Origin of the sequence: Streptomyces sp. NPDC001093, from assembly GCF_040298985.1 — a bacterium.
In the GTDB taxonomy this organism is placed as follows: domain Bacteria; phylum Actinomycetota; class Actinomycetes; order Streptomycetales; family Streptomycetaceae; genus Streptomyces.
In genome coordinates, this window is the sequence record NZ_JBEPBF010000012.1 from 24,297 (window position 1) to 47,899 (window position 23,603).

The window sequence follows — 23,603 nt, forward strand, 5'->3', positions numbered from 1 at the left end:
CACCGTCGTGACAGTCGGAGAGAGGGGCGTGACGATCAGCATCAAAAATACCGCTCACCTCCGACAACGGGAGCCGCCCCGGCATATTCAGGTCCCGGTCACGCGCTGCCCGCATGCCCGTTGCGACCGAAATGTCGGTCAGGTCCAGCCTGTGAGGTCGCCCACGAAGTCGTCGTACGAGCGGTTGCTGCCGCGCGGGGAGGGGATCAGCCGACGGGCCAGCGCCTCGCGGGCCACCGCAGGGCCGTCACTCTCCCGGAACACCGGCGGGCCGAGCCCGCGCTTGAGTTCCTCCTTGGCGTCCCTGATCCGCCCGGTGTCCTTGTCCAGCAGCTTCGCGGGCACCTTCCACCGCGGACGCACATGCCGGAAGGCGTCCGGGAACAGCAGCAACCAGCTTTCGCTCTCCCAGGCGGCGAGCGCGAGAGCCGTGCGGAACCCCGGGCACTGGCGGGCCAGTTCGTCGGCGAGCGCCTTGCGGATCCGGTCGTAGCCGGCGTCCGCGTACCCGTCCAGGTCCTCGTGGACGACGAAGCCGAGCAGGTCGGCGCGCTCCCGGAGGGCCTTCGCACGGGCCTTCCCGGCCAGGGTCTTCACGGCGGCGGCCAGCTCCGCGCCGGACTTCCTGCGCAGCCGCACCGGGTCGTTGATGCGGACCAGTTTGGCCGTCTCGCTCAGATCGGGCCGGTGGGCCCGTATCAGCTCGGCGAGGATCTGGCAGTCGTTCTGGTCCTCACCGGCCAGCACGATGACGCCCCGCGCCTCGCTCCTGGACGTCCGCCCGCCGGCCTGTCGCCTGCCCGGGGTCACAGCTCACCTCCGGTGAGGTCGCCACCGAGGACACCTGAGAACCACAGCTCTCCGAGGGGCTGTTCGCCGGACTCCTCGACGATGGCCTTCACCTCGTCCACGGTCAGCGCGGGGATGATCGACGCGCCGTCGTCGTCGCGGTCGCACACCACGAACTCCTCCGGCCGCAGCCGGTTGACGAGTGCGGGGGAGTGGGTGGCCACGATGAACTGCGTCCGCTGGGCGGCTTCGCGCAGCCGCTGCACGACGAGTTCCAGGGCTTGCGGGTGCAGCCCGTGGTCAATCTCCTCGATACAGGTGAACGCCGGCGGGTTCGGGTCGTAGAGCAGGGCGAGCAGTCCCAGCAGGCGAACCGTGCCGTACGAGGCGTCGGCGAGCGGGGTGAGGCGGCGCAGGCCGTGTTCGCGCAGGACGACGGTCAACTGGTCCGTGGAGCCGCCGACCTCCTCGAACTCGATGTTCTCCAACTGCGGCAGGACGGTCCGGGCGTCGGCGACTAAATCATCCCAGATCTCCTCACGGCCGCTCAGGTGGATCAGGAATCCGGCCAGATTCTCGGCATGCGGCGAGAGTGCGGCGAAGTCCGCGCCGCGCAGCCGTGTCGGCTGACGGGCTGCCTCCACATCGACGTCGAAGACCCGGAACGACGACAGCCGGTCGGCGACCCGCGTCACCTCGTCGCCGCCGTCGGCGGGACCGAGCCGGGGCAGCGTGGACAGACCGCTGCTGAGCCTGCGGATACCGAAGCTGCCGCTGTCCTTCGTCTGTCCCGCCCGTTCGTCGACGACGCGGGCTTCCTCGCCCGCGATGGTGATGCGCCGGCCGCGTCCCTGCTTGCGTTTGAACGCGAAGCTCTCCTCACGGGACAGCGTGTACCGCGTGCCTCTGTCGTCCCGGTTCGACGGCAGGGAGCGGCGCCGGATGACGAGGTTGTACTCGTCGGGTGCGTTGAGCGACGCGTTGCTGGTCCAGGTCGCCTTCAGCTGGATGCGCATCGAGGTCGGCGGCCTGCTCCCGCCCCAGAAGGCCACCTCGTCGAACCCGCCGCGCGAGTCCAGCGCCGGCTGGAGGTCGGTGCGGATGATGTCGGCGAGGAAGTCGAACACCTTCAGCACGTTCGACTTGCCCGCGCCGTTCGGGCCCACCAGCACCGTGAGGGGACCGAGCGGCACGGTCACCTCGCGCAGGCTGCGGAAGTTCTCGACGTGGAGTTCTAGCAGACGGCCGGGCATGGGCAACCTATCGAGTCGATGCACGGTACGGCGGAAACGCCGGAGCGGACGGAGGCGACGCGAGGTGCGCGCTCCTGCACGAGCGCTGTTCGTGGACGTTCCGATGAGCGGGCACCGCGCCTCCTCCGTCGTGTCGTGCGTCCATGGACGGACGATGATCGACCGTCCGTGGACGATCGTGGCTCAGCGTATCCGCCACGGCTGACATCGACTCATCGATCCGCCACGCTCACCTCCGCCGGGCGCAGGCCTGCCTTGAGCGACGCCCAGACGGTCTTGCCCGGGCCGCCACGGCGGTCCGTGACGCCCCATTCGTCGGCCAGCGCGGTGACGAGGAGCAGCCCCCGGCCGGATTCGGCGTCGGGATCCGCGGGCGGGACGACGGCGGCCCGGCGCTCGCCGCGGGTGTCCGAGACCTCCAGCCGCAGTTCACCGTTCGCCTCGCCGGTCAGCCGCACGTGGAAGTCCCGTCCGGGGACCCGGCCGTGCCGTACGGCGTTGGCGCACAGCTCGGCGGTGATCAGCGTCAGCGTCTCGTTGACCTCGCTGTCGTACGGGTGGCCCCAGGCGTCCAGGCAGTGCGCGACGAACAGCCGCGCCAGTCGGGCGCCCCGCGGGGTCGACGTGAACGACATCGCGAACTCACTGGTCCCCGTGGGGCCGGGGAGAGGGAAGAGCGTCGTGTGCATGCGGCCAGCGTTGCGGCCGGGTCGGGCGTGTCACCAGGAGCGACGCCTGTACGGCCGCGCGCTGTACACGGGCGTCGGGCCGCGCGGCGGGGGAGGGGCGTGCGGGCCGGTGCCGTACGGCGGCGTCAGTCCCGGCGGCACCGCTCCCGAAGCTCCGCGAGGATCGCCTTCTCGCGGGAGTCGACGTCACGGTCCACGGTGGCGACGCGCTCCGCCGCGTCGATGACGTCGCTGAGATCGCCCGGTTCGGCGTCCACGCGCTTCCATACCTCGGCGGGGTCGATGTCGACGACGTTCGCGAGCCTCTCGTCGACCACCTCGTGCCGCTCCCGGACCAGCCTCACCAGATGCCGCATCAGCAGCGCCTCGTCGTCGGCTATTTTGGCCTTCGCGTTCGCCCTGAGCACGAGCCACGCGACCCACAGCATCAACTGAGGGTGCCGGCTGCGCTCGCTCATTCCCTCGGCGAGTTCGATCACCCGCGCCTCGTTCCGGAACACGGCCCGCGCGTGCCGGCCGGCGAGGAGCGTGGTGTAGCGGTTCAGCAGGACGGCGAGGGGGACGCCGACCAGGGGGATGCCGATCTTGATGACGTTGCGTTGCAGGAGGTGTTTTCCGACGACGGGGAGTGCCTTCCCGGCGGCGAGCACCGATTTCGAGTAGAAGCGCTTGACCAACGGTCGCACCAGGGGCGGGACCGTTTTGGTCACGATCTTGTTGGCCGCTTCCCCGCTCTTGATCGTCAACGCGACGCGGATCAGCTTCCACAGGTCATCGGGGTCGTGCACGTCGAGCGGGACCCGGTAGAGGACGGAGATGTCGTAAGCCAGGCGAAGTTGGAGCCGGGTGACGAACGCGATGTCGGCCATCAGGGTCGCCACGGCCGCGGGGACGGTCGCCGGTGAGGCACCACCGAGGCTCCCGATGGTGGCGGCGACGGTCGCCGTGTAGGCCCCGGCGGAGAGTCCGCCTTCGAGCGCGGCGTACCGGGCCGCCATCTTGATCCGCTGGTCCACGACGGCGTCCGCGGGTACACCCTCGTACCGGTCCTGGAAATACTGCCAGTCCACCTTCTCGGTGTACGAGTTCATGGCGTGGGCGGCGAGCTTGGTGAACCAGCCGCCCGACTTGATGTCGTCCGCGCTCAGGCTCTTGACGAAGTCCTTGATCTCGGCCTGCTCCTGCTCGACGACCTTCCGGTCGGCGGCCTCGTCGGCTTCGTCCGTGTCGGTGTCGGCAGTGTGCGTCGGCGCGTCTGTCATGGCGTGTGCCCCCAGGCTGCTGCGCGGCCGGCTGAGTTGCGGGGTGCGGGCACCCCGGCTGCCGTCTCCGCGCGGTGATTCGGCGAGCGGCACAACGGCCGCTCTGTCCTCCCCTTGAGGCGGAACCTTAGCGTGTCGTCGGGCGACCGGTGCCGTCGTGCGTCACGCGGGTGCGGGTGTACAAGAGGGGCGCTGTACGCGGGGGCGGACGCTCGTACGCGGTACGGGGGATCTGGGCGAAGTGGGATCGAGGCAACGCTGCGTGTCTTTACAGTGTGCTGTGAGTGACGGACGGCTGCGGTGCCTGCGGCGGGACGAGGTGCGGGCGGGTGCCTTTTGTGCGGGTGAGTGAGGTGAGTTCACCATGGCGGCGCACGGTGAGAGCGAGGCGGGCATCCTCCGGTGCTTCGGGCAGCAGTTGCGGTTGCTGAGGACCAGCCGGGGGCTGACACGGGCGGAGTTGGGCGCGAAACTCGGGTACGGCGAGGACATGGTGACGTCGGTGGAGCTGGGGCGGCGCATCCCGAGGCCGGAGTTCATTGATCGGGCGGATGAGGTGTTGGGGGCTGGCGGGTTACTGGTGGTGATGAAGGAGGAGGTGGCGCGGGCTCGGTATCCGGCGTTCTTCCGGGATGCGGCGAAGTTGGAGGCGGAGGCGGTTGAGCTGCATGTGTATGCCAACCAGGCGGTGCCGGGGTTGTTGCAGACGGAGGAGTATGCGCGGGCGGCGTTCGATGCGCGGCGTCCTCTTTTGGACGAGACGGTCATCTCCGAGCGCGTGGCTGCCCGCCTCGCACGGCAGGAGATCTTCGAGCGGAAGCCACTGCCGACGATCAGCTTCGTGATTGAGGAGTCCATGCTGCGGCGGCCGATCGGCGGGTGGGACGTCTGGCGTGGGCAGTTGGAGCAGATCTTCCTCCGAGGCCGGAGTCGGAACGTCGAGATTCAGGTCATGCCGACCGAGGTCAGCGAACATGCTGCACTGGCAGGGCCGTTCACCTTGATCGAGACGGTCAAAGGCCAGAGGATCGCCTATGTCGAGGTGCAGAAGGAAAGCCGTCTGCTCCACGGGCGGAGTTCGGTGCGTGAGCACGAGGAACAGTACGGCATCCTCCGAGCACAGGCGCTGACGCCCCGCGAGTCGTTGAAGCTGATCGAGAAGCTACTGGGAGAGCGGTGAACGCCGTGGACGAAGCGAAGGCGAACGGTGAACTGGTCTGGCGCAAGAGCACCTACAGCAGTGGCGAGGGTGGCGAGTGCGTGGAAGTCGCGGTCGCCGGGGGTGCCGTTCACGTGCGGGACTCGAAGCAGACAGTGTTGGGCGGGCCTGCCCTGAAGGTGGGTCCGGCAGCATGGACAGCGTTGCTTGAGACGATCTGAGCGGAACGACGGCTCGCGCTGGGCGCGCTCCTCCATGGAGGAGCCCGCCCAGCGTTACGCCTTACGAGTCTCAGCGCTTCGGCGGAGTCCAACGCCCGGCAGCGATCTCCTTGTCCAAGCGAGCTTGGAAGTGTGTGTGCGCGGCGCGCATCTCGGCCTCACGGTCGGCCTTGTAGAAGGGGGCCTTGTATCCGCCCGGAGGGGGGGTGCTCTCCGGGTGCTCAAGATGGGCCATGAGGTCGCTGTAATCCTGCTTGGTCTGACCGTGTCCGAAGGCGTTGTGGTTCGCGGCGATCTTGCGGCCGTCTGCGTCGAAGTACATCTCCGATTCGTAGTCGGACAGGACCGGATAGCGGGACTTGTAGATTGCCACGAGCTGATCGGCGGTGATGCCCAGCCAGACGGATACGAGCGCATCGAGCTCGACGAGCGCGGCGCGACGCTCGTACTCCGACCTCAAAGCCGTGTCGTACTCCCAAGTCGGCTTGAGATGCGCGGCGAGTGGCTTGATATTCGGCCAATTCGGGTTGGCCCAATCCTCGTAACCCGGCCAGATGCCGTGGAACAAGTCTCCCCAAAGTGGCGCGTAAGCGGTAGTAAGTGCATTGAGGCGCAGGGCGCGGATAAGGAGAGGGTGAGCAAGAGGGTGGTCGGGTGAGGGGGCAGGCATCTTGTGGGCTTCGGCGACTTGGAGGTCGGAACGCCCGGTGATACGCAGTAGATAGTCCAAGGGAAGCGTCGCCCAAAACCCGGCGTTCAGAGAAGTGAGGCGGTTGTCCGCGAGGGCCATGGACTGCATGGCGTGGACATGGGAGGGGCCAGGTGGGATCAGGGCAGCGAAGAGACTCCGTTCGTTCGAGAGACCAATCATTCGCCTCCAGGCCAAACGGAAGTAGCTAGTGTAGGGAACGCCATTCCAATGGTCCTTTTCTGATTCAAAATCGTCAAGACTGGATGACCTGAAATAGTTGCAGGCTGGGATAGCGTCCGGTGGCAATTGCGTGAGATCGAACGATGAGTAGTCCTTGTTGCTGTTGCAGGGAATATTCGGCTGCTTGTTGAAGGGGTTGGCGTAGGAGATATGGGGGCCTTGAAGGATCTCCTCTGAAACGGTCGCTGGATGCGCTGTCTTCCAGCGAATATGGCCCTCCTTCTTTGCCTTTCCTTCATCAAGTCCGATAGTGATGAACGGCTTCATGTGTGACAAGCGTAGAGGGATGGCCGCAAATGCGTTGATGACTGGAGTCTCTTCGGAGCTGACGGGGTAGAGAAGAGGGGTGCTCTCGAGTGGGGAAGCGGTGTCCCCGAGTAGAGACCGCCAACGCTGAAGTGTCTCCTTATTGACTGTCACGATCCGATGGCGGTGAGCTCGAAGGTCCCAGTCATTGTTGTATTTAAGGCCCGGTGTCTCTCCCCGCCCGTCATGTTGCAGAGATTCAGTGATCACGCTTGGGTCGTATAGCCAGGCCATCTGCGTGAAGTTGACTTCTTGGGGTGACCCGTAAACGTGAATTCCGAACTCGATGAGATTGTGAACCTCGGCAAAAAGTTGCTGCTTTCGTTGGTTTACGAAGTGGGCATGAAATCGGAGATGCCTGTATGCGGAAGCGCGAAGCTTCGCTTCCCTTACCCCGCCAAAGTGTGATCCCGGGTGCAGTAGTCCGATGATTCCTGTGCTGCTGGAATTGGCCCATGTGCGGCACATGAAGGCGCGGTAGAGGTCTGCTTTCGTGCCAGTAAGGTCGGGGTACGTGGATTCGGATCCAAGGAAAGCCACGACTCCGGAATTTATGACGCGTTCATTCAAGAAGTATTCTGAATTTTTCGAGCTGCTCAGCGTTTCATGCATCTCGAACCGGTGCTTCTCGGTGGATGGCTTGCTTTCCAGGGCGAACCAGGGATTACTCTCGGCCAGCACGAGGTTTTCGTGCCACTGGGGCCTGACCCAAGGCGGATTCCCCACCTGCAAGTCATACCCGCCCCGCGCGAAGACCTGCCCGAACTCCAACTCCCAGTGGAAGAACCCCTGCCGCTCAGCCACATCCCGAGCAACCCCCGCCCACGGATAACGCGACTCCAGCGAGTAGAACCGCTCCATGCCCATCCACTCGGGCAGCTCGTCCTCGTACTGCTCAAGCTCATCGAGCGTGTCGAACTGGGCTACCAGCGAGTCCTCCGGCACCCCCTGCGTGCCCAGCAGCGACTCCGCGAAGTCCAGCCAGTCGTCCAGCGAGGCCAGCGGGATCACCGGGCGGCGCTCCCCCCGGATCTGTTCCTTGCGGCTGCCGCCCCGCGGGCTCTTCGACTTGACCTCGACAACCTCGACCCCGCCGAACAGGTCCTCCTTCTCATACGTCTCCCGCGCAGGCGCACCCGACTGGCCCGGAACCGAAGCCGGGGCCGACGGCACGACCCACTCGCCCGACTGCGACGCAACCTCAGCCGCCCGCGCGTACGCCTCATGCGAACCGTCCAGCAGCGCAGCCTCCTGCACCGGCCAGAACCACAGCGCGCACCACGCGTCCATCAGCGTCTTCAGACGCCAGTACGGAGTGTCGACGGCCTCCAGGTCCGCCTTGACCTTCTCCCTCGGCACCGCGACCTCGGGCGAGCGCAGCCAGCCGTCTTCCGCACCCCACACGTCGATCCGCCGCGAGATCTCCCGCTCGGAGATCTCCAGTCGGCGCACGACCAGCCCCCACAGGTACTCCGCCCGCCGGGCCAGCCCCTGCAACCGCTTGGTCTGCGTGGCACTCGGCGACTTGGTGATCGCCTTCCGCCAAGCGGCGAGCGCCTTCGCCTCCGCCGGGGCCAGCGCCTTGGCCTCCTTCTCGGCCGCGACCGCGCCCCACTCCTTCGCCGGGAGGAGGAAGTGGTGCACCGCGCCTTCAGGCAGCGCCGCCCCCGCCAGCGCCTCCGACAACGGGAAGCGTTCCGGAGTCGCACCCAGCCAGCCGCCCTTCTTCAGGCGCTCGGCCGAGTACACCTCCCTGCGCCCGCCGATCAGCGAGTTGCCGCGCCGCAGGTGCAGCCCGAACCACGGCGCCTCCATCCCCGGATGCATCGTGTTCAGCCACAGCGACACCTCCGCCAGCTCCACCGCCGTGTCGTTGAGGTCCACGCCGTAGGAGTTGTGCAGCGCGATGTACGCCTTGGCCTTCTGCAACTCGACCGCGTACTTCTCAGTGTCGATGGCGACGCCCAGCTCGTCCTGGCGGCGCCGCAGGTACTCCGCCGCGACCTGGTTAATCGCCTCGTTGAGGAACGCGCCCGAGCCGAGCGCCGGCTCGCAGATCTTCCAGTCCAGCAGCTCGCGCGCCTCGGTCGTCGTACCGTCCTGGTCGAGGCGGTGCTGCAACGCGAGCTGGACCGTCACCCGGGTCAGCGACTCCGGCGTGTAGTACGACGCCGACGTCTGGCGGTCGCGCCCCGACAGGCGGTACACGAACGCGCCCGGCGCGTACCGCACGCGCCGCTCCTCGCCGGTGTCCTCGTCCTTGTGGCGGACGAACACCTCGTCCGGGTACTCGTCGGCCTTGGTCGCCGGGATCAGCCAGGAGCCGTCCTTGGGGTCGCCGTTCTTCGCGACCTCGTACAGTTCCTCGCCCGCGACGAAGCCCGAGTACGACATTAGGCCCTCGTACACCGCCCCGAGCTGGTTGATGCCGAGCTGGGCGTAGGAGATGAAGCCGCCGCGCTCCCGCTTCTTGCTGCGCGTCAGCATCAGCAGGCGCAGCACCCGGTACAGCGTCTCGTTGCGCAGGCGGGTGTCGATAAAGCGTTCCCCGCCCTCAGCGCCCGCCTCGGCCACGGCCTCACTGTCGACGCGCGGGTCCGGAACCGCGTCCCGCCCGATCAGCCGGATCGCATCCGGCTCGAACAGCTTGGAGTGCAGCGGCTCGAACCGCAGCCCCAGGTCCTCCGAGGTCTTCGCCGTCACGGCCTCCGCCGGCTCCGCGTCCACCCCGTGCGTACGGCGCGGGCGGTAGCCCTCCTGGACCTTGCGGAACAGCAGGTCCAGCGACTCGTACAGGTAGAAGCCCTTCCGGGACTTCTCGTCCACGAGGTCCCGCTCGGCGATCAGCTCGCCCAGGCGGCCCAGGCCGTAGCCCATCTGGTACTCGGGGTAGTCCGAGGGCAGGATGCCCAGTTCGGGGCGGGCTTCCGCGTACAGCAGGAACAAGACGCGGTACAGGTAGCGCAGGGACTCTCGGGTCAACTGGCGGCCCAGCTCGGGGAGTTCCTTGACCTGCTCCGGGCGGACGCCCGCCTCGCGCAGCCGGTCCAGGACCTCGTTGGCGATCAACTCCACGCTCAGCCGCAGGCCGTCCCGCAGCTCGTTGGAGACGCCCACCGCATGCTTCGTCGACTTGTCGACAAGCGAAGCGAGGGGGTTCTCGCCGCCCTCCTCCGGCGTGCGCAGCGAGTCCGCGCCGAACAGGGCGGCCACCGTGTCGAGTTCGCCGCCCGCCTTGGTGTCGTTGCGCTCCAGTGCCGTGTCCAGCGACACCGCCAGGTAGCGGCCCTCGCCCCATGCCGCCCGGTCGGCGAGCACGACGACGCCGCCGACCAGCAGCAGCACGTAGCGCGGGGCGTCCTCGCAGGCGAACAGGAAGGAGGCGAGCTTGGAGCCCGTGGTGATGGTGTGCTGGCCGTCCAGGCGCAGCTCGTCCAGGAGGCGGCCCGCGCCGTCCGGGTCCAGTGCGTCGTCCGGCTCGGCGGACCAGCCGCAGTCCAGGGCGACGAGGTCCTTCTCCGTGTGCGCGACCGTCACCTCGTAGGACTGGTCGGCGCGGACGACGGTGATCGTGCCGGGCTTGGCGTCGAAGCCGAGGGCGCGCAGCACCTCAGCGTTGAGGGCGCGGACGCGGTCGCGCCACTCGGGGGCGTCGTATGTCACGGCGTCGTCGCCGGTCGCCGCCCGCTCCTCGTCCATCGTGAAGTACGAGCGCGCCGCGAAGTAGGGGCGGCGCAGCGCCCGCAGGCCCGCGCGCGGCGTGACCGGCAGCGCGCCCTCGGCGCGCTCGGCGCCGGCGGCGTCCTCCTCGCGCTGCTTCCACTCGGCGAGCAGCCCGGACTTCAGGTCCTTGGGCAGGACCTCGGCGAGGTAGTGCGCGGAGAAGTAGTCGCCGCGGTTGACCAGGGAGTCGAACGTCATCGTGGTGAACCTCTGGGTGATGAGTCAGGCGGCGTGGGTCGGGGCGAGGACGGCGAGGACGCGGAGCATCGGGCGGCCGGTGGTGAGGAGGGAGTCCGCGAGGGAGGCGAGGCGTTCGCGGGTGCCGGTGGGCGCGGAGCCGTTGCCCGTCAGCGTCGGCTGCTCCCAGGCGCCCAGGCGGGTCTTGTACTCCTCGATGGGGGCCCTCAGCGGTTCGTCCCAGGCCTCGCGGTGCTGCTCCAGGAACGCCTCGGCGGTGTCCAGGACGCCCGGGATCGCCTCGGCGAGGCGGGCCGTGTCGTGGGCCAGGCCCGGGTTCGCCATCGTTGGGCCGACCTTCGCGCGGCGCAGGACCGCCACCATGTCGTCGTCGACCTCGCCGTCCTCGGTCACCGCCATCCACTTGACCACGGTCGGGCGGCCGAGCGCGTTGGAGTAGATGCCCTGCACGAGATACGTGGGTCGGGACACGTCGGCGGTCAGCACCGGCGCCTCCTGGCGGTCCAGGCGGACCAGGACCTTGTCCGTCAGCCACTCCATGACCGGGTGCAGGTCGGTCAGCAGCGAGATGTCCGGCCAGCTCGACGTCGCGGAGGCGCGGGCGCGCGTGAGGCTGTGGTCGGCGAGCCGCCGGTTGAAGGTGACCTTCAGGCGGTCGCGCAGGCCCTGCTCGCGGACGTAGTCCGGGGGCAGCGCCCTGAGGCGGTGGACCAGGTCGGAGGGCGGGACGAAGGAGAGCAGGCCGGTCTCCGGGTCGGTGGACAGGTCCAGGCGGTCGTGCGCGTCCGGGTAGACCTCGCGCAGCGCCTCGTCGAGGAACTCGCGGGTGGAGGCGAACAGCCGGGGCACGTGCGCCCTGGGCACCGCCGCGGTGCCGTCGCCGCCGTCCGTGCCGGCGCCGGCGGTCTCCTCCGGCTCGTCGTTCACGGCACCGAAGAAGTCGGCGAGGAAGTCGTCCATCGCGTCGTCGTCCGTGGCGGCGGCGCCGGTGCCGGGGGAGCGGCGGGTGTCCAGGGACTCGTCCACGGTGCGGCCCCGCAGCAGGTCCTGGATGAGGGACTTCTCCTCGGCCTCCGCCCGGTACAGGCCCGAGACCGCCTCCGCCGTGCCCAGCGACTGGTGGGCCTGGGCTTCGCGCTCCAGCAGGCGCTCCGCGACGAGGGTGTCGTCCTTGGCACCGTCGACCGAGCTGGTGAGGATCAGCGCCCGGAACTGCGGCTCGTGCGCCTGCCCGTAGCGGTCGATGCGGCCGTTGCGCTGCTCGATGCGGATCAGCGACCAGGGCACGTCGTAGTGGATGAGCTGGTGGCACTGGCGGTGCAGGTTGACGCCCTCGGAGGCGACGTCGCCGGTGAACAGGATCCGTACGGGCGTGTCCGCGAGGCCGAAGTCCTCCACGCACTGCATCTGCTGCTCGTCCGACAGGCCGCCGTGCATCACGCGGGCCGCCTCCTGCGCGGCCTTGCCCTTGAAGCCGAGGGCCTGCGGCACGGTCCGTGCCAGCCACTCCAGGGTCTGCACGCGCTCGGAGAAGACGACGACCCGGGTGTCGGACTTCGGGCCGACCCCGATCTCCCGCAGCTGGTCCAGCAGGGCCCGGAACTTGCCCGAGTCGGTCTCCGGCATGCCCGAGGACAGCTCCAGGAGCCGGTGCAGCGCGGCGCGTTCGGCGGCCGTCGACTCCGGGGCGTTCTTCTTCTCCAGCGTCTTGATGCGCGTGGTGACCGTGGCCTTCAGCGCCGCGTGGGAGGAGAGGAAGGACTTCAGCAGCGTGTACGGGAACAGGGGGACGTCGCTGACCGACTTGGAACCGTCGGACGGCAGCCAGACCGCGGCCAGCTCCTCGAAGATCCTCTCCTCGGCGGGGGTGGCCGTCACGTGGATCGAGCGGGAGGGGCCGCGGTCCGCCCACTGGCCCTTCATCTGCTCCCGCACTTCGGGGCTGACCTTCGTACGCCGGATGAACAGGTGCTTGATGTCCTCGGCGCGGTAGTGCTCGGGGTCGCGGATCGCGGCCGGGTCCAGCAGGGAGATCAGCTCGGCGAAGGAACGGGCGTCACCGTTGTGCGGGGTCGCGGAGGCCAGCAGGAGGGCGTCCGTGTGCGGGGCGAGGGTGCGGGCCAGCTGGTTGCGCAGGGAGCCCTTGTTGATGAGGTTGTGCGACTCGTCGATGACGACGGCGTCCCAGGTGATCCGCTCCAGGTGGTGCTTGTACTGGTCGGTGTTCTTCAGGGTGTCGATGGAGACGATGACCCGCTTGAAGTACGTGAACGGGTTGCGGCCCGCCGGGATCTCCCGCTGGATCCGCTCGATGCCCACCGAGTCCAGGCGCACCAGCGGGATCGCGAACCGCGTCCACAGCTCGTGCTGGAACTGCTCCAGGACGTGCTGCGGGGTGACGACGAGGATGCGCTCGCCCCGGCCGCGGCGGATCAGCTCGGCGAGCGTGAGGCCGATCTCCAGGGTCTTGCCGAGGCCGACGACGTCCGCGATGAGCAGGCGCGGGCGCAGGTTGCGGCCCGACAGGGCGAGTTGCGCAGGACGCTGCTGGTAGGGGAGCGAGTCCAGGAGGAAGGAGTCCGCGAGCGCCAGGCCGCGCTCGGCCTGCGGCAGCGGCGTCTTGCGCAGGACCGCCTCCAGGAAGAGGCGCGAGCGACGGAAGTTCGGCGAGTCGTCCCGCACCAGGCGGGTCCGCCTAGGGTCGAGCAGTTCGATCCGGTCCAGCCCGGTGAAGAACACCGCCTCCTGGTCGCGTACGAAGTCCGACGCGCCGACGGCCTCGACGCGGACCCCGTCGTGCTCGGTCCGCGTCGAGTTGCGTACCAGCCACACCTCGTCGCGCACGAGGATCTGGGCGCCCGGCGGGAACTGGGCGTCCTGGTCGCTCGTCGCGGGGGCCGTTGCGAGGTCGGCGGTCACTCGGGTGCCTCCTGGATCGTCGTGTCGAAGTGCTGGGCGGTGCTGCGTCCGGGGCGACTGTGGTGCCACCGTGCGGCCGGGGAGGGCGTGGGTCAAGGGAGGTGCCGTGCCATGGTCAGGCGCTGCCGCTCGGTGCGAACGGCGCTCCCACCGCGTATGCGGCCCTGATGCGTTGGGCCGTCTTGCGCGCCTGGGCGGAGTGGCGCAGGGCGCGCGACGCCTCCGTACCGTGCCGGGGCGGTCTCACAGGACGGCTCGGCGCCGGCTGCTCCCCGTGGGAGCGGTGTGGGGTTTCGCCAGGCTCGGAGGTGACGGGCTCTCGGGGTTCGGTCGCGTCCGTGACGACGGTCGGTGCCGGAAGCGTGGGTGTGGGTACCACCGAGTCGGCCTCGGTCACAGGCTCCGGTGTGGCCGAAGCGGTTGCCGTGGGCAGGTCCTCGAAGGGCATGGTGAGTGGCGGGGCGGGTGCGGGCGGCGGCGCGGTCGGCCCGTGCTGACGTGCGGTGTGGGCAGTGAGCCGGCGGCGCGCCTGGGCGATCTTCAGCCCGTGGGCCTCGACGACCGAACGGCACCGCTGCACCACCTCGACCAGCGACGGACGGTCCTGTGCGCGGTGGGCGAGCATCGCCGTCAGCAGGGGCACCAGGTCGGCGGGTGCGCCGGACAGGTCCGGAGCGGAGTCAGGGTCGGTGACCAGGTGGAAGACCATGTAGGGCGTCGCCGCCTGGTACGGATAATGGCCGGTCGCGGCGAACAGCAGCACCGCACCGAGTGCGTAGACGTCCACGGCGGGCGTCAGGGGTTTCTCACCGGCCGCCTGCTCCGGGGCCATGCAGACCGGGGTGCCGACCACCTGGTTGGGCGCGGTCAGTGACACGTTCGACTCGGCGAAGGCGGCCAGGCCGAAATCGATGATCTTCGGACCGTTGGGGCCGAGGAGTATGTTCGCCGGCTTGAGGTCACGGTGCAGCAGGTCCTGTGTGTGTACGGCCGCCAGTGCCTCGGCGAGGATGGCGCCGAGCGCGGCGGTGAGGACGGTCGGCAGCGGGCCGTGCGTCTCCACGTGCTGGGCGAGGTCGGGGCCGGCCACGTACTCGGTGGCCAGCCACGGGCGCTCCGCCTCCGCATCGGCTCCCAGGAATGCCGCGATGCGCGGACCCCAGATGGTCTTGAGGACCTCGATCTCCTGCGCGAACCGTCGGCGGGACTCGGAGTCCACGACCAACGGCTTGATCACTTTCACCGCGGCGGGCTCACCGCCGAGGGATTCCCCGAGATAGACCTGACCCATGCCTCCCTGGCCGATCCGGCCGAGGAGCTCGAAGTCGCCCAGCGAAACCGGGTCCTCGGGGTTCAGGGGCGTGATCTGCACGTGTGTCCTCGAAATTCCGTCATGGCGAGCGCCTGATCAGCCGCGATGGGCGCCATGAGACACGGTAGTGGATGTGGTCGTGGCCGGATGCGGGGTTTGCGGGATGGAGATATCAACCTGATGAAGGTGGAGAACCTGTGGAGACACCTCGGGGCGACGCGTCGCCTGGTGGATGCCGAGTCGTGTCCCGGGACGGGAGCAACTGCCCTCCGGTGAGCCCTCCCGCCAGCAGCCGCGCTGTCTCCTCCGCCAGTCGTGTCGCTCGCCGGGCCTCCGCCCGAAGCTCGTCCACGCGCCGGAACGCCTCGCCGTATCGCCTCTGCTCTTCCATCGGCAGCAGCGGCACACGCAGCCGTCCCGGGCTGACCATCAGTACGGTGCTGCCCGTCGAAGCACCCGCGATGTTCTCCTCCGCGCCGAGAAACCCGGCCAGGAACCAGGCGTCCAGGCGGCCGGGATCCGGCCGGAAGAGGTGGACGTGGTGCCCGAGCAGCGCTCCCGCGTCCGCCTCTCCCGCGACCCGGGTCATCGGGCCGCCTCCGCTCGCGACCGCTCGTACGAGGACGTCCCCGGCGGCGATCACGCGCGGTGTGTCGCTGCGCAGCTCGGCCGGGTCGCCGGTGGGACCCGACCCGCGCGCGATGTCGGATGCTGTGAGGACCGCGCGAGCCGTCTGCTCGTCATCCGCGCCGTCCCCACGGCCACGCGCGCCTTCGGGCAGCGTCCGCAGGATGGTGAGCGCTCCACCGCGAGCGAGGTCGGACGCCGTCGCCGTCCGCCACTCGCGCGCTGCGGTGCCTGCGGCGCTCCAGCCCTCGTGACCGGCGGCCTGCGCGAGGGACTTCGCGGCTCTGACGAGATTCCGGCTGGTGGCATCGACCTCCGCCGAGAGTTCCGCCGGATCGATGGCGGCGCGTGACGTCCTCACATGCCGTGCAGGAGTCAGGTCCACGACATCATCCAGCAGGTCGACCACTCCGACTGCCCGAGAGGTGCCTGGCTCGCCTTCGAACGCGTCCGGGTCGCCGGTGAACGCCTCCCACGCGCCGAGGGCCTGCGCGGCGATCCGCTCCCAGTCCAGGGAGGAGGAGCGACTCCCGCCTCGTGTGCGCGTGGCCGCCGCGCCGCGGCGTGCGGAGTCCGTCTCCGCCTCCGCCGTGTCGAGGAAAAGGACTGACTTGCGCTCCGCGCCGCCCGGTTCGGGCCGTTGCAGGACCCAGACCTGGAGCCCGATGTGCAACGGCACCGCCGCGCCGGCCGGCAGGGCGATGACCGCGCGCAGTGCGCCGCCGCGTACAAGCTCCGCCCGTACGCGGCGCCCCGATGCGCGGCCCGCCGTGGCAGGAGGCAGCAGCAGGGCCGCGTAGCCGCCGGGCGTCACGTGGGCCAGCGCGTGCTGCACCCAGGCCAGCTCGGACTCGGCGCGGGCCGGAACGCCGTACGCCCAGCGAGGGTCGTACGCCAGCTCGTCGTGGCCCCAGTCCCGGACGCCGTACGGCGGGTTGCTCAGCACCGCGTCCGCGACGAGGTCGGGGAAGGCGTCCGCACGGAGGCTGTCGCCGGCGCGCACGGTGACCGTGGCGTCCGGCGCCGTCAGCATCAGGCTCACCGCGCTGCGCTGGGCCTGTACGGGCAGCACGTCCTGGCCGTACAGCTCACGCGCGCCGCGGCGGGCGGCGGCCGCCAGCAGGGAACCGCTGCCACAGGCCGGGTCGAGGACGCGGGTAGGAGTGCCGGGGATCAGGCGCGCGAGAAGATCCGCGAGCGCCGTGGGCGTCCGGTACGCGCCGCTCGCCGCGCTGTCCTCCAGCTCCCGCTCCGCGAGCACGCCCAGCGCTGCCTGGCCGCCCTCCTCTCTTACACACACGTACAGCGCGCGCAGGACTTCTGCGTCCGCTGTCTCGAAGCGGACGGTGTCCCCGCCCGGTACGGCGTCGGCCACGGCCGCCGCGTCGCGCTCGGCGTGAGCGGCGAGGCCCGCGTCCGGCAACTGCGCGGCGGCGGTCAGTTCATCGCGCGGGCGGCCGGCTGACGCAAGGACCAGGAGCAGTAGCTCGGCCGTACGGCCGGCGGTGCGCGCGTGCAGGCGGAGGGTTGTGCGCAGCTCCTCCGACGCGGTTGCGGCTGAGGCGTGACCGCGGGAGGCGAGCCAGTCGCGCACGGCCTGGAGGTCGTACAGAGGACTGGCCTCGGTACCGCCGGACGGCGCCGGGAAGCCGTCGTGCCTGCGACGCCAGTTGCTGACGGTGGCGCGCGTGACCCCCGCGATGCGGGAGATCTCGGCGGCGGTCACCTGGGCGGATGGCTGAGGCGCAGCGGGTGTCCCGGGCCTCTCGGTGGAGGACATGGCAACAACGTACAGCAGCCGTCAAATCTGTCAACGTGATTGACAGTGCTTTCAGTGGCGTGCTTGTCTGGTCTTGCTTCCCGGTTGGGAGCGCACCTCGGTCGCGGCGCCGTGTCTTCGGCATTCCCTGTCGGCCGCATCCGTCCTCTCCTCACAGCACCCATGGGGGTACCAGGTCATGTCCACTCCTCCCTGGGGCCAGCAGCCGCAGGTCCCGAAACCGCCGAAGAGAACAAGATCAAGTCCTGTGCCGGTGCCGGCTGCCTCGGCATCGTCGCCGTCCTGATCCTGGGCACCCTGATGTCCGTGGCCGGCGGCGGCAAGCCGGACAGCAAGCCCGCCGCGCCGAGCCCAGCCACCGCGTCCTCCGACGCGAGGCACAGCGGCAAGGCCGCCCCGCCGTCCTCCACCCGGAAGAAGACGCCGCAGACCGTCACCTACGTCGTCACCGGCACTGGCGGCGCCGACGTCCAGTACGGCCCGGCCGGGTCCTCCGCCCAGGGCGGCGTGCCGATGACCGTGACCAAGCCGCCGCGCGACGCGCCGTACTACTCGATCACCGCGCAGCTTCAGGGCGGCGGCCACGTCACCTGCTAGCTGAAGGTCAACGGCAAGGTCATCGCTCTCGCCAGCCTCGCCTTCCGCCGCGTCACTGGCCGTCTCTCTTCCTTCGCAGCCCACAAGGAGGAAGCGCGGATACTGCGCTCACGGAGCTCCGTCGATCACCCGCCTTCGGCCGCTGCCTGATGATCAGGCTCCAGCGTTGCGATCAGCAGTGCATAATCCGAACCAGTCGGGAACATCCGACATTGAAGCCGTGGGGGGCTTAGTGGATCAGGAACGGTACGTCCAGGAACCCAACCAAGTACTGCACCCTGGGAAGTACCGCCGCGAGCGGTACAACGACACGAACGGCGCCGTCTACGAGACGACGCACTACGACGCGCACGGCAACGCCTTCACCCAGAACCACCAGCTCGGCTCAGCCGAACGATACGGGTACAACTACGTGGGAGGCGATGCACCTCGGGCTCCCCGCGCTCACGCCCAGCCGTGGGATCAGCCCGCTGCCGGGGCTGCTGCGGCCGCCGCAGGAGCGGTCGGCGGGGCGGCGGCCTACTACGAGATTGCTGACAACCACCTGCAGGCCAACATGTCCAGCGAGGACGGCGAGGACAGCGGGGAGTTCATTCTCATCGTGCTGGTCACCGTGGCTGTGCTGGCGCTGGGCCCGCTGTTCCTCGGAGCGTGGATGGTGCGCCGCGCCGCAGCCGCCGGCTGGAGCCTCACGCACGGCAGGTTCGTGCTGCTGATGGAAGTTCCTTGGCTAGCGGTCCTGTGGGGCTGGCTGTTCGACGGAGGCGCCGCAGCCTGGATCGCGGCCGTGGGCACCGCTGGAGCGATCGGCATCTGGTACGGGCTGACGCTGCGCGACGGGGCCCGCTGGCGCCGTGAGGATGCTGAGCCGGCGTAGCCGCATCGCATCGCGCCCGGCCGCCCCGCAGTCGGCCGCCATCACCTCTGAGTCGAACGGGTGACGGCTGAGACAGCCCAGGACCAAAGATCAACTACTGGCGGCTTTGGGGGCTCGCTCAGCGCTCCCCACGGCACATCGCAGACCACCCGCCGCTCCCGGGCCGCTTGACGCACTCCAGAGGCCACCCAAGAACCCGGGACGATGCATCACTGCGGGCGGGCGACCCCGCGCCGCCCGCGCCTCACACTCCCGCTGCGAAAGGAACCATTGCCATGGGTCCACGAACCACCGGAGCGGCCCGGTGAAGCTGCTGCTCTTCTCGGATCTCCACCTGGACACACCGTTTCGCTGGGCCGGACCGAAGGTAGCGAGGCAACGTCGGCTGGCCCTGCGTCAGACGCTTGAGCAGATCCGTGATCTGGCAGAATCAGAGCACGTCGATGCTCTGGTGTGCGCGGGCGATCTGTACGAACACGATCGGGTGTCGCCCGACACGGGGGCGTTCCTCCGCGAGGCGTTCGGCGCGCTGCATCCGCGCCCGGTGTTCCTGGCCCCCGGTAACCACGACTGGTACGGGCCCAGCAGCCTGTACCGTCAGGTCAACTGGCCCTCCAACGTGCACGTCTTCACCGAGTCGAGGCTGTCCCCGGTCGAACTCACCGACGGCTTCACGCTGTGGGGCGCGGCCCACCAGGCGCCTGCAAACACCGACAACTTCCTGGACGGCTTCGAAGTCGACCGCGGTGGGGTGAACCTGGCGCTCTTTCACGGCTCGGAGCAGTCGGAACTGCCCTATCAGGGGTCCGGCAAGGTGCCGCACGCTCCCTTCAAGGCCCGTCAGATCCGCGAGGCGGGCCTGGACCACGCCATGCTCGGCCACTTCCACCTGCCGAAGGACGCCGAGACCCATACCTATCCGGGCAACCCCGACTCGCTGGAGTTCGGCGAGACGGGCGAACGCGCCGCGGTTGTCATTACCGTGGCGCCGGACGGCACCGTGCAGCGGGCGCGGCACCGCGTCGCGCGCAGCGAGGTCCACGACGTGACCGTCCGACTGGACGGCATCCAGCACACCGGGCAGGTACGCGACCGTGTCGCGGCAGCCGTCGCCGCTCTGTCCGGCATGGTCCGGGTGACGCTGGAGGGCGAGGTCGCCCCGGACGTCGACGTCCGAACGGAGGGGCTTGACCGCGTCGCCCCGCACCTGCATGCGCTGGTGGCCAGGCTCGGGACCGTCCGCGCCGCCTACGACTTCACGGCACTGGCGGAGGAGGCCACCGTACGTGGCCAGTTCGTCCGGGACGTACAGGCGGCCACCCACTTTGACGACGACACCCGCCGACGGGTCCTGATCACCGGTCTGCGGGCCTTCGACGGCCGCACGGACGAACTGGAGGTGCGCTGATGCGCATAGAGAAGGTCACCGCCCACGCCTTCGGCCCCCTGGCGGGAGAGACTCTGACGCTCGCCCCGGCGATGACGGTGGTTTGCGGCGAAAACGAGGCAGCGAAGTCCAGCTGGCACGCCGCCGTGTACGCCGCCCTGTGCGGCCGGCGTCGCGCCAGGGGCCGCCCGAACAAGGACGACCAGGAGTTCTCCGACCGGCACCGTCCGTGGGACCGTCCAGAGGAGTGGGTGGTCTCCTGCACCCTGTCCCTGGACTGCGGGCGCCGCATCGAACTTCGCCACGACCTGGCAGGACTGGTCGACTGCAGGGCCACCGACCTGGCGCTGGGACGCGACGTGTCTGCGGAGATCATGAACGACGGCTCGCCCGACGGCTCCCGCTGGCTCGGCCTGGACCGCCGCTCCTTCGCCGCCACCGCCAGCGTCACTCAGGCCCAGCTGCTGTCCGTCCTCGACAACGCCGACAGCCTGCAGGAGCACCTGCAGCGCGCGGCAGCGAACGCGAACACCGACAGCACGGCCGCCCAGGCGCTGGACTGCCTGCAGGCGTTCCAGCGCGAGCACGTCGGCCAGGACCGGCGCAACAGCACCCGCCCCCTGCGGCTGGCCAAGGACCGGCTCACCGAGGCCAAGGAGCACCTGGAAGAGGCTGAACGGCTCCACCGTGACTACCTGGCCTTCCTCGCCGACGCACAGGAATGCCGTGAGGCATCCCGCTCCGCCGGCGAGAAAGTGTCGGCCTACGAGTCCGAGATCGCCCGGCTGGAGCGCCTGATCGACATCGCCACGGCGGCTGTCAGTAAGCGAGAGAAGGCGGATCGCCTCGCGGAGCGGCTGGGCGCTGTCGGTGCCGACCTCCGCCGCGAACGGAACCGGCTCGAGCGAGCCCGGCAGCTCCACGCCGCGCTCGGCGGCAAGCCACCCACGGACACCCTGGTCAGCGAGCACACCGCCCGCCAGGTCAGCGACGCGCTCAGTGCATGGAAGGCCGCACCCGCCCCCATCGTTCTCACAGGGAAGACAGCATCCCAGCTGGCCGAGGAGATCGCCGCACTGCCCGACCGACCGGACGGAGACACGGCCGTCCACGACGACGTACGCACCGCCGTGTCCGAGTACGACAAGGCCGCGGCCGTGCTCGAAGAGCACCTGCGCAGCAGGCCCGCCGCATTAGAGGCCGACGCGGACGTGGCTGCCGCCGTCAAGGCCGGTCCGCAACAGATCCGGGAGCTCATCCAGTCCCTGGCCACGCCACTGCCCGAGATGCCGGACGGGCTCGCGAACGAGCTTGAGGCCGCCACCACGGAGCAGGACAGAGCCGCCGCGGCCCTGGAGCAGGCGCGGCAGCAGGACGCCGAGGCGAAGGGCGCGCTGCATGACGCCGAGTCGGCACTGGCGGCCGCCCAGACGCGCGCGGCCGCCCGGCAGGAGGCGCGGGCCGAAGCGGCATGTACCAAAGCGGCCGCCGCGAAGCGGCGCCGGACGAGTCTGGCGGGGGCGGCGGTAGCAGCCCTCGCTGTCAGCGCAGCACTGTTCGCTGCCGGCCTCTTCGCCGCCGCGGCCGTGTGCGGGATCATCAGTCCAGCCCTGCTCGCGGCATCGGCGCTGACCCGGCCCTCGCGAACGAACAGCAGCCAACAGGCCAACACTGCCGGAGAGGCGCTTCGGGAGAAGGCCGCCCTCGAGCAACGGCTGGCCCAGGCCAGGCAGCGGGTGGCCGACAGCGCCGCTGCCCTGAGGCGGATCGGCGACGACCTCGCGGCAGCTGAGCGCGCTGCTACCGTCGCTCAAACGCGGCAGGAGGAGCATCAGCGAGCGGTCCGCGCCGCAGAGGCGAGACGGGAGAAGACAGCCGCACGCTGCGCCGAACTCGGCGTGCCGGGCGGGCCCGAGCGGCTGACAGCGCTGGCCGCCGAGGCCGAGCGAGCCATCGCCGCCACTGTGGCCGAGGAGCGCTGGAGGGAGCAGTGCGAGCGGCTCCACGCGGATGCGGCCGAGGCCGAGCGGCGGCTGCGCAATGCGCTGGCCGCCCGTGGCGCGGACGGCCCTGGCGACTCGATCCAAGCCGCGCTGCGTGCGTATGAGGAACAGTGCCGTGCCCGAGCCGAGCAGGCCGCAGCCGCGAGTCGGCGGGTGGCCCTCACCGAGCAGCACCACGTCCGCCGCGAGCGGGAACACGAGGCCGCCTTGGCCGAGGAGAACCGCGCCGCCGCTCGCGCAGCCCTGCTCGCCGCAGCACAGACTGCCGAGGTCAATGCCGCCACCCGCGAGTGCGAGTTGACCGACTCCATACAGCCCCTGCTCGCCGCCCTGGAACAGTGGCAGGAGGAGCGCATTGCCGCGCAGGCTGTCCTTGACGAGAAGCGGACCCAGTGGAGCGAGCTGCAGACCCTCCTCGACGGCGCCGGCATCCAGGACCTCGCCGCCACGGTTGCCGCCCTGGAGGCACAGAACCAGCAGGCGGAGTCCGACGCAGCTGATGCCGACAGAGACGCTCAGGCCGCATCGGCTCGCCTCACCTCGGAGGCAACGCAGGAAGGGATCACGCAGTCGGACCCGCGCAGGCTTGCAGAGCTGCGGGAACGGGTCCGAGAAGCTCTCAGCGACGCCCGCCGCGCGGCCGGCGAGGCCGCCGACACCGCCGCAACCGCCGACGGAGGTCTCGCCCAGCGCGCCAAGGACCTGCCCTCGGTCGCCGAAGCCGAGGAAGCACTGTCCGTAGCCCAGAGCGAACTGGATCGGGTGGAGCAGCTCGACAGCACCCTCTCCCTGACCCAGCAGTTCCTCCGTGATGCCCAGGAGCGGGTGCACCGCGACATCGCACCAGTGCTGGCCGAAAACCTCAGGCAATGGCTCCCGCGCGTCACCGGCGGCCGCTACACCGATGCGATGGTCGACCCCTCCGACCTGCGCATCCGGGTCTGCGGCAGCCAGCGGATCCTGCGCCAGTCCGACCGTCTCTCCCGCGGCACGGCCGAACAGGTCTACCTGCTCCTGCGCATCGCACTCGCCCGCCACCTCGCCACGCGCGACGAATCCTGCCCACTGCTGCTGGACGACGTGACCGTGCAGTCGGACGCCGCCCGCACACTGGCCCTCCTCGACCTGCTCCACGAGCTCTCCGCTCACCAGCAGGTCATCCTCTTCGCCCAAGAAAGCCTGGTCGCCGACTGGGCCCGACGCACCCTCACCGGCCCGGAGGACTCGGTCATCACGCTGGAGCCGGTCGCCTCTCAGTGACCCTGTCACCGCGAGGAACCTCCGGCCGTCGCTGCGCGAGCGCAAGCAGTCAGCGCGTGCTCGCGCAGCCACCGCAGAAAAGTGGAGTCGACGGCGTTTGGAGGCCGCGTGGCGTTCTGCGTCGCCTGCCCCGCCTGGCTTCCATGCCTCCGTATTACGAGGGTAAGAACAAGGTCGTGCGCCCCGGTGCGAATGCGAACTCCTTATTCCCTGAGTCCACGTTGCGCTGCCGGTCACGTGACCGGCAGCCCCGCTATACGAGAGTGTTCACACCACGGAGTCGAACGAGACAGACTGCCCCCCATCGTCG

The 23,603-nt window shown here is 69.6% G+C and carries 14 protein-coding genes; 6 read left to right on the forward strand and 8 right to left on the reverse strand.

The genetic code is table 11. From position 1 onward, the window contains the following. Positions 1-138: 138 nt before the first annotated feature. The 4 genes from ABT288_RS08835 to ABT288_RS08850 form a co-directional block, all read right to left on the reverse strand. Positions 139-810, reverse strand: a complete 672-nt coding sequence (locus ABT288_RS08835; protein ID WP_351604218.1) for a hypothetical protein — start codon at positions 808-810, stop codon at positions 139-141. Beyond that, on the reverse strand, positions 807-2,042 hold the full coding sequence (locus tag ABT288_RS08840; protein ID WP_351604220.1) for an AAA family ATPase: 1,236 nt from the start codon (positions 2,040-2,042) through the stop codon (positions 807-809). The genes ABT288_RS08835 and ABT288_RS08840 overlap by 4 nt, the downstream gene beginning before the upstream one ends. A gap of 212 nt (positions 2,043-2,254) precedes the next feature. Then, complete coding sequence (locus ABT288_RS08845) at positions 2,255-2,731, reverse strand: ATP-binding protein (RefSeq protein WP_351604222.1); 477 nt, start codon at positions 2,729-2,731, stop codon at positions 2,255-2,257. A 125-nt stretch (positions 2,732-2,856) separates the two neighbouring features. After that, a complete protein-coding gene (locus ABT288_RS08850) occupies positions 2,857-3,993 on the reverse strand; it encodes a hypothetical protein (RefSeq protein WP_351604224.1) in 1,137 nt (378 codons plus the stop codon). Positions 3,994-4,357: 364 nt separating this feature from the next. On the opposite strand from ABT288_RS08850, the gene ABT288_RS08855 reads away from it, so the two are divergent. After that, positions 4,358-5,173, forward strand: coding sequence for a helix-turn-helix domain-containing protein (locus ABT288_RS08855; protein WP_351604226.1), 816 nt, complete (start codon positions 4,358-4,360; stop codon positions 5,171-5,173). A gap of 5 nt (positions 5,174-5,178) precedes the next feature. Then, the gene (locus tag ABT288_RS08860) at positions 5,179-5,373 is read left to right on the forward strand and encodes a DUF397 domain-containing protein (protein ID WP_351604228.1); all 195 of its coding nucleotides are present in this window, start codon (positions 5,179-5,181) and stop codon (positions 5,371-5,373) included. 70 nt (positions 5,374-5,443) lie between these two features. Here ABT288_RS08860 and ABT288_RS08865 read toward each other — a convergent pair whose 3' ends face one another. From ABT288_RS08865 to ABT288_RS08880, 4 genes are all read right to left on the reverse strand, one after another. After that, positions 5,444-10,531, reverse strand: coding sequence for a class I SAM-dependent DNA methyltransferase (locus ABT288_RS08865; RefSeq protein WP_351604230.1), 5,088 nt, complete (start codon positions 10,529-10,531; stop codon positions 5,444-5,446). A 24-nt stretch (positions 10,532-10,555) separates the two neighbouring features. Next, the gene (locus tag ABT288_RS08870) at positions 10,556-13,450 is read right to left on the reverse strand and encodes a DEAD/DEAH box helicase (protein ID WP_351604232.1); all 2,895 of its coding nucleotides are present in this window, start codon (positions 13,448-13,450) and stop codon (positions 10,556-10,558) included. Positions 13,451-13,565: 115 nt separating this feature from the next. After that, positions 13,566-14,822, reverse strand: coding sequence for a serine/threonine-protein kinase (locus ABT288_RS08875; protein ID WP_351604234.1), 1,257 nt, complete (start codon positions 14,820-14,822; stop codon positions 13,566-13,568). A gap of 112 nt (positions 14,823-14,934) precedes the next feature. Further along, entirely contained in the window at positions 14,935-17,169 is a 2,235-nt protein-coding gene (locus ABT288_RS08880) for an N-6 DNA methylase (protein WP_351604236.1), read from the reverse strand. 162 nt (positions 17,170-17,331) lie between these two features. On the opposite strand from ABT288_RS08880, the gene ABT288_RS08885 reads away from it, so the two are divergent. The 4 genes from ABT288_RS08885 (at position 17,332) to ABT288_RS08900 (ending at position 23,293) form a co-directional block, all read left to right on the forward strand. Next, the gene (locus ABT288_RS08885; RefSeq protein ID WP_351604238.1) at positions 17,332-17,766 is read left to right on the forward strand and encodes a hypothetical protein; all 435 of its coding nucleotides are present in this window, start codon (positions 17,332-17,334) and stop codon (positions 17,764-17,766) included. A gap of 232 nt (positions 17,767-17,998) precedes the next feature. Then, entirely contained in the window at positions 17,999-18,643 is a 645-nt protein-coding gene (locus ABT288_RS08890) for a hypothetical protein (RefSeq protein WP_351604240.1), read from the forward strand. A 304-nt stretch (positions 18,644-18,947) separates the two neighbouring features. Continuing rightward, positions 18,948-20,051 (forward strand): metallophosphoesterase family protein, encoded by a 1,104-nt coding sequence (locus tag ABT288_RS08895; RefSeq protein WP_351604242.1) that lies wholly within the window; start codon positions 18,948-18,950, stop codon positions 20,049-20,051. Then, positions 20,051-23,293, forward strand: coding sequence for an AAA family ATPase (locus ABT288_RS08900; protein WP_351604243.1), 3,243 nt, complete (start codon positions 20,051-20,053; stop codon positions 23,291-23,293). The genes ABT288_RS08895 and ABT288_RS08900 overlap by 1 nt, the downstream gene beginning before the upstream one ends. Positions 23,294-23,603 lie beyond the last annotated feature (310 nt).